We start from the raw sequence: 14,564 nt of genomic DNA, 5'->3' as shown, positions 1-14,564 counted from the left end.
CATGCCCTTCGACTCCACTCAGGGTGACAAGGGGGGGAGTGCCCTTGTCACTTGCTTACTTTCTTTTTTGTCATGCTGAGCGCAGTCGAAGCACCTTGCACAATGCCTTTGCTTTGCTCCCTCACCCTTGGTTTTGTCACCCTGAGCGCAGTCGAAGGGAGGGCACGACGCATCTCACATGCTCTCTTCGAAAGCTCGGCGGCCTGCTGCGCTCAGGGAACAAAAGAAGTAGTGCTAGAAGGTTGCGTTCTGCGTGCCCTTCGACCGCCCGGCGGCCCGGTGCGCTCAGGGTGACAAAAACGCTCGCTTAATTAACCTGCCCGAGAAAAACCCCTAAATCCCCCGCTGCTGCCGCTTTCATCAGCAGCGCTCTCCATACATTCCCGTTGGTCACAAACTTGTCTACCTCCGCGCGGTTCAATGCATTTACGCTTTGGGCCAGTGTGAAAAGGTCTGTTAACCCGCTTTGGTACCTGGCTTCGGCCTGGTTGAATGCGCGCTGGGCGGCATTGAGCTGGACTGGGGTGAGGCGGGCTTGCTCCATGGAAAGTTGCAGCTGGATTTCAGCCTCCCGCGACTGCCGGTCAAGCTGCAATTTCTGGGTCTCGTAAATTTCCTTAAACCGCTCTACCTGGAATTGCTCGGTTTTGTAGTCATTTCTGACTTTCAGGATATTGGTCAGGTTCCAGCGCGTGGAAATGCCGAATAGATAGTTGTAAACCTGGTAGTTGGTACCGCTCGCAAAACTGGTGTGATAGGAATCGTCCTGATTGGAAATCCCTGAACCCCGCGCCCAGCCTGCGCCTGTGAGTGAAACAGAAGGTAAAAACGATCTTTTAACCGCCAGACTTCTCGCCAGCGACGCACCCAGCTGCGCTTGCGAGAATCGCAGCGCAGGGTTGTTGAGAAATGCATTTTCCGCTCCCTCAGTAACGGGCAACTTTGAATAAAATCCCATGCTATCCACCTGGATACTATCGCGCAATTCACCCGTCAGCTCCGAAAGGCGTAGCCGCTGCGCTTTTTCAGAACGCTGACTTTCCAGTAAAAGCAACCGCGCTTTCGCGAACTCGGCAGCTGCCAGCGAGCTGTCCACCCCCGGCCGCATGCCGGCACTTACAGCCGCGTCGGTCACATTTTTGAAAACAGTAGCCCGTTCCAGATTCTGCCGCTGCGCTTCCACCAGTTTTTGATTGATCAGAAGAACCAGATAGGAGTCAATAACCCGCACCTGATGCTGAAAAAGCTCGTTTTCATAATCTGCCTGTGTGCGGCTAAGGTCGGCTTTGGCTGCATTCACCTCCGCTTTTATTTTACCAAAATTAAAAACGCGCCAGTCGACCAGTGCGGTTGTGAAGCTGCCGAATGTGCCGGTGTAAATATTGTCGGGCCTGATACCTCCCGAAGGAGAAATAGCGCTTCCTTCATTTGGTAAAAATGCACCGGCGACGCTGTTGTCCGTCGCGAAAGTGTATTGATGCTGCACGATCAATGCAGGTAAATAGCCCGTTTTGACCGACTTGATGCGGTTTTCGGCACTTCTTATCTCGGCCTGCTTGGATCTTAGAAAAGGAAAGTTCTGTTTACTTTCTTCCAAAAGCTCCTGCAACTTTACTTGCTGCGCATAGCTATCAATGCAAAAAAGAGCCAGCATCAATGTCAGGAAGAACTTGATTTTGGGTGCCGGTCGGGCCTTTTCTTTGCCAGGAATGTTCTTAAATCGGTGTCGGTACATAGGAGCGCTTGCCTCTAGGGTTAGTGATTTTTGGTCAAAACTATTGACCAATTCTGGAAACATTTGGGAAAAAGCCTGTTGCAAGCACCTGTGGGATAAATTATTATCTTCCTAAATGTTTCCAGAATCGGAAGCTATTTTTGGGGCGGATCAATTTTTAGAGATGAAAGTATTAGTGGTAGAAGACGAAAAGGGACTTGCCGAGAGCATTGTGGAGTACCTGTCCAGGGAGGGTTTCGTGTGCGAGGTAGCAAATACCTTTTGGCAAGCCGATGAAAAGATCAGCCTGTACCAATACGATTGCACCATTGTGGACCTTACATTGCCGGACGGCGACGGTTTTAACATCGTGCAAACATTGAAGAAAATAGCGGCCGCAACCGGTATCATCATTATTTCGGCGCGGAATACATTGGAGGACAAGATCAAGGGACTGGAAATCGGCTCCGACGATTATATGACCAAACCGTTCCATTTGTCGGAACTGAATGCGCGTGTCAAATCCCTGATCCGCAGGCGCAATTTTGGCGGGAACAATGATATGGTTTGGAAAGAAATCCGCGTGCAGCTGCCTTCCCGGAAGGTTTTTGTAAACGAAAAAGATACCGTTCTATCTAAAAAAGAATACGATCTGCTGCTGTATTTTCTGTCCAATACCGACGTGGCGCTGACCAAAGAAGCAATCGCTGAGCATTTGTGGGGCGATCACATGGATTCTTCTGATTCGCTTGATATGGTATACTCACACATCAAAAATCTCCGCCGGAAAATCATTGAGAAAGGTGGAAAAGATTACATTCAATCCATTTACGGCATTGGTTACAAATTCACAGCGCCTTGAAATTACTTGAAAAGACAAGCCGGATTTATCTGCTCGCCTCACTGTTTATTTACCTGGCGGTCGGAATTGCGTTTTATTGGATCATTAGTTTCATGATTTACGATGAGGTGGAAAGCCGCCTCGTCGTGGAACGAAGGGATTTTGAAACCTACATTCATTCCAATAATACCTGGGTCAACAATTCATATTTCGTTGAAAACAAGATTGAAGTAGTGCCGGCGAAAGAAATGCAAGACGAAACTGCATTCACGGACACGCTGATCTATAACAGGTATGAAGATAGCATGGACCCGTTCCGGCAACTCACGTTTTACACGCTGATCGCCGGTTCACCTTACCGCGTTGTGATCCGGAAATCCATTGTGGAATCTTATAAGCTGATCGAAGCGATTTCTGCTGCGATGATTACATTCCTGGCGCTGCTGATGATCGGTATGTTCGTCTTTCAGCGAAGTTTGTCCGGGAAGTTGTGGCGGCCGTTTTACGACTCACTTGCAAAAATCAAGGATTTTGACTGGACCAAAAACAAGAAGCTGGAACTAACCGCGAGTGAAATTTCGGAGTTCAACGAGCTGAATGAGGTCATGCTGAAAATGTCCTCCAAAATGCAGCACGATTATAAAAGCCTCCGGGAGTTTACCGAAAACGCATCGCACGAAATCCAGACACCGCTCGCGCTGATCAACGCGCGCGTGGAGCAGTTTATACAATCCAAAGACCTGAGCGAGGGACAAACCCACTGGATTGAAGAGATATACCACGCAGCAAGGCGGATGTCGCGTTTGAATCAGGGGCTGTTATTATTGGCTAAAATTGAAAACCAGCAGTTTACTGAGCAGGAGGAGATGGACCTGGCTGCATTGATCCTGCTGCGGCTGAAAGATTTTGAAGATATCATCCTCCACAAAAACCTTACTGTCAGAACAGAGCAAACCGGGAAGTTTATCAAGATGATCTCGCCTGCATTGGCTGATATTCTGGTTACGAATCTGCTCAGCAATGCAATCAAGCACAATTTTCCTGACGGTCAGCTGACGGTAACTGCCGGTAAAGACTTCTTCATAATCAGCAATTCGGGAAATGCATTGAAGGCTGCGCCGGACCGGCTTTTTGAAAGGTTCAAAAAAGAATCGAATGGGGCTGAGTCACTTGGACTGGGGCTGGCTATCGTAAAGCAGATTTGTGATAATTACGATTTGCAGATCGATTACCAGCACGTGGATTCCATGCATAGTATCAGGGTTTTTGCATAAAAAAAAGCGCGGAGAAGTTTTCCGCGCTTTCAAGTCTATTTCGCCACTTTCTGCATTTCTGCTTCGAGCGTATTGTTGGCAGGAAATTCCTGCGGGATCCAGCGGTTGATGATCTTGCCGGAAGCGTCAGCAACTAAAAAAGGGTAGCGGATATCAATCGCGTATTTGTCTTTTAACACTTCAATGTTTTCGTCCGAAGCCCACAAATGCTTCACATTCTGTCGCTCTTTGGCATATTGTTTCCAGGTTGACAGCGGAATGCCTGGCGCTACTGAAACATAGACGAAATTCACTTTCGATCCATATTTATCCTCCAAAGCTTTCAAACCAGGCTCATGCTGGCCAATGCTGAATGAGAATACCATACAAACCGGTTTTCCCTGCAAAGAAGCAACCGTAACTGCACTGCTGTCGGGTGCGAGCAAGGTAACATCTGCCAACTGAGTGCCTGGTTGCAATGAAGATTTGGTATCAATCAGCTTAGCGATATATGCCGCGTTTTCAGATTGCGGGTAAGTTGTTTTGAAATCTTCCAGCAGCGCTTTCGCGGTTGCTACATCCGGGATTGCAGTAGCGGCATAGTTGAGCCAGTAAGTAAGCAGGTATTCTTTCTGTTTGGGATACTGCGCCAGTTGTTCTTTACTGAATGCGTATACATCCTTCAAAGCTTCCGGACTGATCTCATAACGTGTTTGCGCATTGAGCGGATATTTCCGGGTTGACGGAATCAAAACCCAGTTGCGGAGCTCGTCGCGGTAAGCCTGGCTCAGCAATGCATCGTCGGGCATGATCTTGAAATCGGCCAGCGTCGCATCTTCGAGCTCTTTCCGCTGGGTTGCATCCAGCTGTGCGACACGGTTGCGGCGCATGATCCTTTCCTGGATTAATCTCCGCGTGATAGCAGGCTCAGTTGCGGCTGTTGCAAGCACATAGGCTTCAAATGCAGGTACAGTAGGATTGGCAGTCTTGAATTTTTCGTAAGCTTCCAGCCGCACTTTTTTCAGACTGTCACTTTGCGCGATCACACTTTTATTGTCAACCTGCGAAGGTTTGTAGCCGAAAACAGGAAGGTACTGGTATTGATTTTCGAGGAAGTAGTTTTTCAGGAAAGTCTGGTAACTGGCATTCTTGCCGGTGAATGTAATATCGTTGTTTTCTGCAAAGTTAATGGTCAGGTCGTCGCCGGGCTGCATGAACAGCATCCAGGTTTTATTCAGTCCATTCCCGCTGTATTGCAGGCGCATCATCTGGGGTTTGTTAAGTTGAATAACCGCTTTTTCACTTGCTTTTTCAGCGAAGTTGACTGCCATCACAGGTTCCAGTTTAGCGTCAGCCAGACCGATGCCCAGATTGGGGTGGAAGCGAACATCCTCGCTGATCAGCGTGACATTCACCGGTCCTTGCTTGGACACGGTAAGGGTAATGGTAGCAGTGTTTTGCGCGAAAGCGGAGAAGCTGAATAGTGTGAGTATCAGTAAGGTAATTTTTTTCATGTTATCGATCAGTAACGGTTTTTTGTTAGACTCGTGTGTAAAAATTGTGCCAATATACGTAATGGATTTCCGGCTTTGTGCACAGCTTCTGCCAAATGGAGCCGCGCAATTTTGGATTACCGGACAATAAGTAACATTTGTGCCCTAAATTAGCCGGGCATATTCCTGAATTCCTGATGAACACAGTATCCCAATTCCAGTTTAATACCCTTCGCAGGGACTTTGAAGGTGAGCTTTATTTTGATGATTCCACCTTGCACAAAGCCCAAAAGTCTATTTACGCTACTGATGCATCCGTTTACCAGGAATTGCCGGTCGCGGTAGCATTGCCGCGGCATGTTCAGGATATCAAATCGTTGATTGAATTTGCCAAAACAAATAAGGTAACCCTCATTCCCAGAGCCGCGGGTACTTCGCTGGCCGGGCAGGTGGTAGGAAAGGGGATTGTGGTCGATATCTCCAAGCATTTTAATAAAATACTGGAAGTCAACAAAGAGGAGAAATGGGTGCGCGTGCAGCCGGGCGTGATCCGCGATGATCTGAACAAGCACCTCGCATCTTACGGGTTGTTGTTCGGCCCCGAAACTTCCACGGCAAGCCGCGCAATGGTGGGAGGGATGATCGGGAACAATTCCTGCGGGCTGCATTCCATTACCTGGGGCGACACGCGGGGTAATCTGCTCGAAGTAAATGCATTGCTTTCGGATGGACAAGAGGCTGTCTTTATAAATAACTCAATACCTGATTTTACCCGAAAAATTGCTGAAAAGCAGTCGAAGAGCGGACGTGAGCAGGCTATAATGGCGGGTATGTTCGGGTTAATATCCAATCCTGTCGATCAGGAATTAATTAAAAAGCAGTTTCCAAAACCTACCGTAACCCGGCGAAATTCCGGCTATGCGCTGGATGCACTTGTGAGGAGTTTCGAGCAGGGAAACGTCAACCTCTGCAACCTGATCGCAGGTTCGGAAGGTACCTTGTGTTTTGTAACTGAGGCGAAGCTTGCATTGGTCGACGTTCCGCCAGCGGCAGTCGGCGTGGTTTGCATTCATACTAATTCTGTTGCTGAAGCTTTGCATGCCAACCAGATTGCGATGCAATTTAACCCGAAAGCTTCCGAGCTGGTGGATAAGTACATTATGGATTTTACCAAAGACCATAATGTGTATTCGCAGAACCGGTTTTTCATGCAAGGCGACCCTGCGGCTATGCTGATGGTGGAGTTTTGGGGGAGCCACGAGGGGGCCGTAGAAGCACAAGCCAGTACATTGATCTCACGTCTGCGCGAACAGGGACTCGGGTATGCATATCCTTTGCTGTTTGGAGATGAGGCAAATAAAGCGTGGGATATCCGTAAAGCAGGTTTGGGACTGATACGAAACCTGCCCGGCGACACTCAGCCCGTCAATCTGATCGAAGATTGTGCCGTAGCGGTAGAAGACTTGCCTGCCTACATTGAGGAAGTAGAATCGCTGCTGCGCTCACACAACCTGCACGCTTCCTACTATGCACACGCAGGTGCGGGAGAGCTGCATGTGGAGCCGATGATCAACTTGAAAACCTCGGAAGGAAAGGCATTGTTCAGGCAGGTGCTGGCAGATACTGCGAAGCTTGTAAAAAAATACAATGGCGCACTTTCGGGAGAGCACGGCGACGGGCGGTTGCGCGGCGAGTTCATTCCATTTATGATGGGGGAGGAAGTATACGAAATGTTCAGGCAGGTGAAGCGGATCTGGGACCCGGACGGGATCTTCAATGCGTACAAGATCGTAGATACCCCGCCGATGAATGAATTTTTGAGGTACCAGCAGGACAAACCCCAGCCTGAGATCAAAACCATTTTCGATTTCAGTAAACAGGAAGGTATCCTCCGGCTCGCTGAGAAATGCAGCGGTTCAGGCGATTGCCGAAAAACGGAGCTGACAGGAGGTACCATGTGCCCCAGCTATATGGCGACGCGCCGCGAGCGCGATACTACCCGCGCGCGGGCGAACATTTTGCGCCAGTACTTTATTCCGGCGGACAACAAAGAAAAGATAGAAGCCAGTCAGGAGATGGTGAAGGAAATTCTCGATCTCTGCCTTTCGTGCAAAGGCTGTAAATCCGAATGTCCGTCGAGTGTGGACATTGGTAAAATGAAGGCCGAATTCACGCAGCAATATTACGAAAGTCACGGTATCCCGGCGCGGAGCAAGCTGATTGCTAATTTTTCCAAACAAATGAAACTGGCTTCTATTGCGCCCTGGGCATTCAATGGTGTATTTGGTCAGCCTGCATTGCGGAAAGTGGCCAATAAAATGGTAGGCTTTCATCCGGATCGGAGTATGCCCCCGCTTGCCTCGCAAACGTTGTCACAATGGTGGAAAAAAAGGAAGAAGGCGGCAGTTAATGTGCAACAGGTTGGTACCGTGTACCTGTTTTGCGATGAGTTTACCAACTATAATGATGTAGAGATCGGCAAGAAGGCGGTTGAGCTTCTGGAAGCGCTGGGCTACGAAGTCATTTTTCCAAAACATACAGAATCCGGACGCTCTTATCTTTCAAAAGGTTTTGTGAAAGAGGCGCAGAAGCTGGCGATGGAGAATGTCAGTTTGCTAAAAGATAAAATCACTTACAATACGCCGCTGATCGGCATTGAACCTTCGGCTATTCTTTCATTCCGGGATGAATACATTGATCTTGTTCCGGAAGAGGAGCGCACCAATGCGCAGCGAATTGCTGAGAATGCCTTGCTCTTTGAAGAATTCATTGCCCGCGAAGTAGACGCAAAAGGCATTAACAAAGCCGTATTTACACAAAAAAAGCAGCTCATCAAGCTGCACGGACATTGTCACCAGAAAGCATTATCTACCTTAACTGCCTCCAAAAAGATGTTGTCTCTTCCCGAAAACTTCCAGACCCAGCTGATACCATCCGGTTGCTGTGGAATGGCGGGATCTTTTGGGTATGAGGAAGAGCATTACGATGTTTCAATGCAAATAGGCGAACTGGTACTTTTTCCAACTGTCCGGCAGCAACCCGATGATGTCATCATAGCTGCTTCCGGGACAAGTTGTCGCCACCAGATCAAAGATGGCACGGGGCGCAAAGCAAAGCACCCCATTGAAATATTGTGGGAAGCCCTGATCAGGTAACTTAGTTGGTGCCTCTTACGTGCTCCATTACCGTATCAGATGACATTTGTGTGGCAGTGTCTGTGGCTACTGTGTCGGATGTTGCTGCACTTTGGGAAGGTGTATCAGACTCCCGGAAATTTTCATCGTGATTGAAAAAGCCTCCCCAGAAAGCGATCGCCATCAGCACAATACCAACGCCAAGGATCCATTTCCATACGTTCTTGGTGTTTTTGGTAGCTCTTGCTTCTTTATCTGTTTCTCGACTGTCCATGGTTCAATGATTTAGTTTGAAAAGGCACTTACCAATTTTATACCAAGCCCAAAAACAAGCTCCTGCGGCCTTTTATATAACATTGTGTTGATAAAATTTCCCCAAACCAAGTAGGTCAAATTTTTATGTAATAAAAGGTCTATGTTTGATGTTAGCATAGATGGAAATTCGTTGCATTACCCCCATTTCGTCAAATTTAAGCCAATATTCATGAAGATTTCTCTCAGATACCTTGCATTCTCAATCTTGTTCTTCGCATTGGTTTGCACCCGGAGTTACGGACAAAATACAAGGAGCTTTCTTTCTGTAACAGCAGGTTACAGCTTGCCCGTAGGTGAGCTGGCGCGTGAAAAACTGGACGATCCGTTTTCTGGTTTAGCAGGCTCAGGTTACTTTGGTCAGGCCAATTTTGATTTCCGACTGGCCCGCGGGTTCGGGTTGCGGGCTTCGGGGAGTATGAACCTTAATACGACCATTTCGCAGCCGATTGTAGACAAAGCCAACGATTACGCTCAGGTATTAGGCGAAACTTTCCTGTGGGATGCCAAAGTTTCAAAATGGAAATTCAATGCATTGATGATCGGGCCGGCATTTTACATCAATATGGGCCGTGCGCAAATAGAAGTGCATGGACAGGTTGGTAAAATCTGGGCTGATTCGCCTTCTGTTAACCTGGTCGGACTTTCCGAGAACGGAGGAGAGCCCATTACGGTAGATCTTAAACCTGCGTCTACTTCTGCATTAGGCCTTGCAGGTGGTGCGAGTTTGCGTTTTCCGATTATAGGTAACCTGTTTTTTCAGTTAAGCGGAGATGTTGTTGGTGGCCAGGCGGAGCTTAAAGATGTAACAATCCGGGCAGCAAGAGGAAATTTCGAATTCTCCGAGCCAATCAGTGAAAAACGATTTGTAGGTGTGGTGAATGTAGGCGCAGGTCTTGGTATCGCATTCTGATTTTATAAATAAAAAAAAGAAAACCGGTCGGGCGCCGCAAGCCCGACCGGTTTCTTTTTGCCCATTGGTTTACTAACTATTTAGCAAACCAGAGTTTCATTTTCATATCATTCTTTCCACCCTGGGCAGCCAGTGCTGCATTGTAATTGTCGAAGTTCAGCGATTCTTCGGAACCTGGATAGGGTAACCTGGTAGGAACAACATTTCCATTGGTATTCAATGCCGGGGGCACAAGCGCGGGCAAGCCGGTACGCCGGTACTCAGTCCAGGCTTCCACACCCTGGCCGTACAATGCGATCCACTTTTGCTCCATGATCTGGGTAAAGCCTTCTGCGCCAGTCTTCAATGCATTCGCCGAAAGGTAAGTGTCCGGTACCGTCAATTTGTATTGGGCAAAAGAAGCAGTGATCCCGTCCGAGTAGTTTTTCGAGGCGGTACCCGCAGCTGCTACGCCTTTATAAGCAAATTCGGCTTTCAGGAACAACAACTCCGCGTAGCTGATCAATACACCCGGGGCGGTAGCTGCCACGAAATAATCGCCTACCTTCGAGGTTTTTGAAAGTCCGAGTGCATTAGCGTCAGATGAGGACAAACCGTTTGGTACCCCCTTGAACTCGCCACCGTCGGCCGGTTTGTTGGCGTACACAGCCAGTCTGCCGTCGCCCAATGCGAGGAGCTTGTTTACCAAAGTAGCACTTACGCGGTGATCGTCGCGTGTTTTGCGGTTTTGGTTGATCGGGTTGTTGTTATTAGTCGCGTCGAGGTAGTTGAGCTGCACATTATCTGCATTGGATTCCAGTACGGGATACTTGGCCGGGTCGCTGAGAATGCGTGTGATCTCGTTTTTCACGTCAATCGGCGCATCAGCTTTGTCGATCATGCGACTTAGGATACGCAGGCTGAGTGTATTAGCAAATTTTTTCCATTTGCTCAGGTTGCCATTGAAAAGGATATCTCCCGTAATCGCCTTGTTCTTGTCAGCAAGATCAATGGACTCGCCCGCTGTTTTAAGTTCGGCGATCAATCCGGCGTACACATTCTTTTGCGCGTCGTACTTCGGCAGTAGCTTGTCTTCCAGCCCCTGCAATGCATCGCTGTAAGGTATATCCCCGTAAATGTCGGTCAGCAAACAGAACACCCAGGAGCGCATGATGGTTGCCACGGCCACGTAGTTGGTGTTACCCGATTCCTGCGCAATCTTGTTGATCCGCTGAAAATCGGCCAGTGACTCAATGTATAAAGTCTGCCAGCCCGAGGTAAAAACGTCCGCCGAAACAGTATATTGGTCCACGTCGGTGTACTGAATGCGCGCCCAATGCTGCGCAAAACCATCGCCCACATCCTGCCCGATCGCGCCGCCCCAGTACAGGTCAACCGCACTCTGGATCCCGTGGGGCAGGAACAGGTCGGCTGTTCCGCTGGCTGCACTGTTGTTATTGGTATTGATTTCGTCAAAATCGCCGGTACAAGCCGAAAGGCAGAGAATGGAAGCCGCCAGCAGTGTTTTGGATCTGAATGAATGTATGATGCTTTTCATAGTAAAATCAATTGAGGTAATGGATTATAGGTTGAAACTGATGTTGAAACCCACCGTTCTGGTTGTCGGGATCTGGCCGTTTTCGATTCCCTGTAAGTTGCCATCGTTGTAATAGCTGGTTTCAGGATCGATATGCGGCAGGTTGCTTTTCAGCAATGCAAGGTTTCTTCCTACAACTGAAACTGCGATGTCGCGGAAAGGCAGCTTTTTAAACACCTGGCCGGAAAGCATGTAAGTGAGCTTCACTTCGCGCAGCTTCACATAGCTAGCGTCAAAAATCGTGTTTTCGTTATTGGTAAGCAGGTAGTATTTGTGGTGGTACTCTTCCGAAGTAATGCGTTTTTCATTAGGCACGTACTCTGGCGCAGCTGCTGTTCCGATGTTCACAACACCTTCCCCGATGATCCCGTCCTCTCTGCCCAATGTGGTTTCTTTCAAAACACCCGTGTAACGTCCGATGTTGATAGACTGCGAGAAGATATCGCCGCCGTGTTTTACATCGATCAATGTACTTAGAGAAAGGTTTTTATAGCGGAAAGTATTGGAGAAACCGCCGATCCAGTCAGGCGTGAAGTTACCCAGCACGCGGCTCACCGGATCTATCATCGGGTAACCCTGTGCGTCGTACACAATTTGTCCGTCGGGTGCGCGGAGAAATCCTTTGCCAAAGAATGTACCATAAGGCTGGCCCACGCGCGCTTCCACCGACAAGCCGCGGAAGCTGTTGGTAGAGGTAGTCTGCGTCAATGCATTGTAGCTGGTGTTCAGCTGATAAGTGGTGAGGTTATTGGCAAGTTCAATGACCTTGTTCTTGTTTTTAGCCCAGTTCAGACCAATATCCCATTGAAATGAATTTGTTTTCACAGGCGTAGCAGTCAGCTGGATTTCCACACCCTGGTTTTCGATCTTGCCCGCATTTAAAAGTTTGGACAAATACCCCGTGGAGTTAGAAATGTTCACGTCGAGGATCTGGTTCGAAGATATCTTTTTGTAATAGGTAACATCCAGCCCAACCCTGTTTTGCCACAATCTGATGTCCGTTCCAATCTCGTAGGAAGAAGTAATTTCAGGCTTTAATGCGGCATTCAGCAGCGCATTGTTTTCAGAAAGGCTCGGTGTGCTGCCCCAGGGATTTTCGTATTTATAGGTACTTGTAAGCCTGTAAGGATCAGTATCGTTCCCAACTCTTGCCCAGCCCGCCCGTATTTTGGCAAAAGAAAGTACAGACGATTTTACATTAAACATATCCGTTACAATCGCACTCACGGCGGCAGAAGGATAGAAGTACGAACGGTTGTCGCTCGGCAGCGAGCTCGACCAGTCATTCCGCGCCGTCAGATCTACAAAAAGGTAGCTGCGAAAACCCAGGTTAGCTGAAGCGTACAGGCTGTTTACTGTTTTTTGAATAAAGCTGTTTTCCGTAACCGGTCGCTGGCGGGAGTTACCCATGTTGAATACCCGCGGGATAGCCAGCTCAGTCGCCCCCATATAGTTGCGCTGCGCATAGTTGCTGCGGTGGTTGCCGCCGATGTTGGCAGTTACATCAAACTCGCCGAACTTATGTGTTGCATTCAGAAGGAAGTCGGAGTTAGACTCTCTTACGAAAATCTGCTCTTCATTGTAAGCGTCAAAAAGTGCAGAAGAACCTAGTTTCGCCTGGCGGGCTGCTGTTTTGGTTTTGCGGCGGTCTTCATAAAAGTCAGTACCGCTGCGGGCAGTGAGGCTCAGCCAGTCAGTAAACTTGTAAGTAGCTGAAATATTTCCGTAAAGGCGGTCGCGATCATTGGCGCGGGTACTCAGGTTGAGCAGGTAATAGGGGTTAGTCCAATAGTTGTCGTTCCAGTTGTACTGGTAAATGCTGCCGGGCTTTTGGTAGCTGGTCAGTTGGTCCATATCTACCTGGCGCCCAAACCAGATGAAGTAAAGGCCGAAGTTGTTCCGGTTGTCGCTGCCGTCGCGGACATAGTTGCCAGTCGCCCGCACGCTCAGTTTTTTAGTCAGGTTCCAGCCTGCATTCATTGAAACCGTGCGGCGTTTGTAGTTCGTATTCGGGAGAATGCCCGTTTGGTTCAAATCTGTAAACGACAGGCGGAAATCGGCTTTGTCGCTTCCACCGGTGATCGCGATGTTGTTGGTCAGGGTACGTCCCGTTTCAAAAAATTTGTTGACATTATCAGGATGTGCTACCCAGGGAGTAGGCGTGCGTTTTCCGTCTGCGCCGATCGGCGAATCAAATTGCGGCAGCAATCGACCGTCGAGTCTTGGTCCCCAGCTTTCATCCACACCATCATTGACGCCGCCGCCGGCTCCGTCTACATAGGAAAACAATCCTTTTGCGCCTTGTCCATACTCATTTTGCCACTCAGGCAACCGGAATGGACTCTCAAATGCAGTATTGGTATTGAATGAAACGCCAATTCCTTTTGAACCTTTACCACTTTTGGTAGTTATCAAAACAACACCATTTGCACCACGTGAACCGTAAAGTGCTGCTGCGCTGGGGCCTTTCAACACGTTGATGGATTCCACATCGTCGGGGTTGATCGAAGCCGCCGCATTGCCGTAGTCGATACCTGTTCCCGAGCCGAAGTTACTGTTGTCAACCGGCACGCCGTCTACGACAAAAAGAGGCTGGTTATTGCTTCCAATGGAGCTTGCGCCGCGGATGATCATCCGTGAAGAAGAGCCTGGCGCACCATTGGAATTGGTTACCTGAACCCCTGCCAGCCGGCCTGAAAGTGAGTTGACCAGGTTTGTTTCCCGCGCCTGGGTTAGCGTTTTTCCGCTTACTTCCTGCACTGCGTAGCCAAGCGCCTTTTTCTCGCGGGCAATACCCAATGCAGTTACCACGATTTCATTGAACTGGGTGGCGTCCTGTTCAAGCATAATGTCAAAAGTTGTCTTGGATCCCACGGGCACTTCCAGCGTTTTGTAGCCTATGAATGAAACCACCAGGGTTGCATTGGAGGGAGCGCTAATCGTGAATTGTCCGTCGGCGTCGGTGGTGCTTCCGCGGCTGGTCCCTTTGATGAGGATACTTGCGCCGGGCAAATTCCCGTCCGAAGACTGCACTTTCCCTTTGAGGTTGAGTTCCTGTCCAAAGCTGGCTGCAGAGAGCAGGATCAGAAAGGACAAACAGCTTATAGTAAAGCTCTTTCTCATGATTGAATATTTAAGGAGTGAAAATAATAGTTAGGCAAACAAAATTTTACGTCTATTAAGTTTTGTAAAATTTTAAGTCTTTCAAAAACATTAATTCAAAATATTTATCTACTATATTGATAATATTTGAAATTTAATATTTTGGAAAAACATCTTCATATTATGCTTGTTCCGACAGACTTTGTACGTGCAGGTTATTCCGGCG

9 protein-coding genes are annotated in these 14,564 nt (G+C 48.5%); 4 read left to right on the top strand and 5 right to left on the bottom strand.

Annotated elements, in window-relative coordinates:
- Positions 1 to 307 precede the first annotated feature (307 nt).
- Positions 308 to 1,735, bottom strand: coding sequence for a TolC family protein (locus ACTIE6_RS06930; RefSeq protein WP_439555939.1), 1,428 nt, complete (start codon positions 1,733 to 1,735; stop codon positions 308 to 310).
- 163 nt (positions 1,736 to 1,898) lie between these two features.
- On the opposite strand from ACTIE6_RS06930, the gene ACTIE6_RS06925 reads away from it, so the two are divergent.
- The gene (locus ACTIE6_RS06925; protein ID WP_439555938.1) at positions 1,899 to 2,576 is read left to right on the top strand and encodes a response regulator transcription factor; all 678 of its coding nucleotides are present in this window, start codon (positions 1,899 to 1,901) and stop codon (positions 2,574 to 2,576) included.
- Positions 2,573 to 3,829 (top strand): sensor histidine kinase, encoded by a 1,257-nt coding sequence (locus tag ACTIE6_RS06920; protein ID WP_439555937.1) that lies wholly within the window; start codon positions 2,573 to 2,575, stop codon positions 3,827 to 3,829. Before ACTIE6_RS06925 ends, ACTIE6_RS06920 begins: the two co-directional genes overlap by 4 nt.
- Before the next feature lie 35 nt (positions 3,830 to 3,864).
- Here ACTIE6_RS06920 and ACTIE6_RS06915 read toward each other — a convergent pair whose 3' ends face one another.
- Positions 3,865 to 5,322, bottom strand: a complete 1,458-nt coding sequence (locus tag ACTIE6_RS06915; protein ID WP_439555936.1) for a peroxiredoxin family protein — start codon at positions 5,320 to 5,322, stop codon at positions 3,865 to 3,867.
- Between the two features lie 176 nt (positions 5,323 to 5,498).
- On the opposite strand from ACTIE6_RS06915, the gene ACTIE6_RS06910 reads away from it, so the two are divergent.
- On the top strand, positions 5,499 to 8,456 hold the full coding sequence (locus tag ACTIE6_RS06910) for an FAD-linked oxidase C-terminal domain-containing protein (protein WP_439555935.1): 2,958 nt from the start codon (positions 5,499 to 5,501) through the stop codon (positions 8,454 to 8,456).
- 1 nt (position 8,457) lies between these two features.
- Here the strand turns inward: ACTIE6_RS06910 and ACTIE6_RS06905 are convergent, their stop codons facing one another.
- Positions 8,458 to 8,709, bottom strand: coding sequence for a hypothetical protein (locus ACTIE6_RS06905; RefSeq protein ID WP_439555934.1), 252 nt, complete (start codon positions 8,707 to 8,709; stop codon positions 8,458 to 8,460).
- Between the two features lie 210 nt (positions 8,710 to 8,919).
- Here ACTIE6_RS06905 and ACTIE6_RS06900 point away from each other — a divergent pair, with 210 nt between their 5' ends.
- Positions 8,920 to 9,660 (top strand): hypothetical protein, encoded by a 741-nt coding sequence (locus ACTIE6_RS06900; protein WP_439555933.1) that lies wholly within the window; start codon positions 8,920 to 8,922, stop codon positions 9,658 to 9,660.
- 76 nt (positions 9,661 to 9,736) lie between these two features.
- On the opposite strand, the gene ACTIE6_RS06895 is transcribed toward ACTIE6_RS06900, so the two are convergent.
- Entirely contained in the window at positions 9,737 to 11,197 is a 1,461-nt protein-coding gene (locus ACTIE6_RS06895; RefSeq protein ID WP_439555932.1) for a SusD/RagB family nutrient-binding outer membrane lipoprotein, read from the bottom strand.
- Positions 11,198 to 11,221: 24 nt separating this feature from the next.
- Positions 11,222 to 14,359, bottom strand: coding sequence for a SusC/RagA family TonB-linked outer membrane protein (locus ACTIE6_RS06890; protein ID WP_439555931.1), 3,138 nt, complete (start codon positions 14,357 to 14,359; stop codon positions 11,222 to 11,224).
- Positions 14,360 to 14,564 lie beyond the last annotated feature (205 nt).

This window comes from Dyadobacter sp., assembly GCF_051859145.1.
Lineage (GTDB): Bacteria > Bacteroidota > Bacteroidia > Cytophagales > Spirosomataceae > Dyadobacter.
Note: the sequence above shows the minus strand (reverse complement) of the source record. Positions and strands in the feature narration are given on the sequence as shown.

Excerpts from the sequence above, each read along its gene's own strand:
- ACTIE6_RS06930 (WP_439555939.1), bottom strand. The coding sequence starts at position 1,735 with ATGTACCGACACCGATTTAAGAACATTCCTGGCAAAGAAAAGGCCCGA.
- ACTIE6_RS06925 (WP_439555938.1), top strand. The coding sequence starts at position 1,899 with ATGAAAGTATTAGTGGTAGAAGACGAAAAGGGACTTGCCGAGAGCATT.
- ACTIE6_RS06910 (WP_439555935.1), top strand. The coding sequence starts at position 5,499 with ATGAACACAGTATCCCAATTCCAGTTTAATACCCTTCGCAGGGACTTT.
- ACTIE6_RS06900 (WP_439555933.1), top strand. The coding sequence starts at position 8,920 with ATGAAGATTTCTCTCAGATACCTTGCATTCTCAATCTTGTTCTTCGCA.
- ACTIE6_RS06905 (WP_439555934.1), bottom strand. The coding sequence starts at position 8,709 with ATGGACAGTCGAGAAACAGATAAAGAAGCAAGAGCTACCAAAAACACC.
- ACTIE6_RS06890 (WP_439555931.1), bottom strand. The coding sequence starts at position 14,359 with ATGAGAAAGAGCTTTACTATAAGCTGTTTGTCCTTTCTGATCCTGCTC.
- ACTIE6_RS06915 (WP_439555936.1), bottom strand. The coding sequence starts at position 5,322 with ATGAAAAAAATTACCTTACTGATACTCACACTATTCAGCTTCTCCGCT.
- ACTIE6_RS06895 (WP_439555932.1), bottom strand. The coding sequence starts at position 11,197 with ATGAAAAGCATCATACATTCATTCAGATCCAAAACACTGCTGGCGGCT.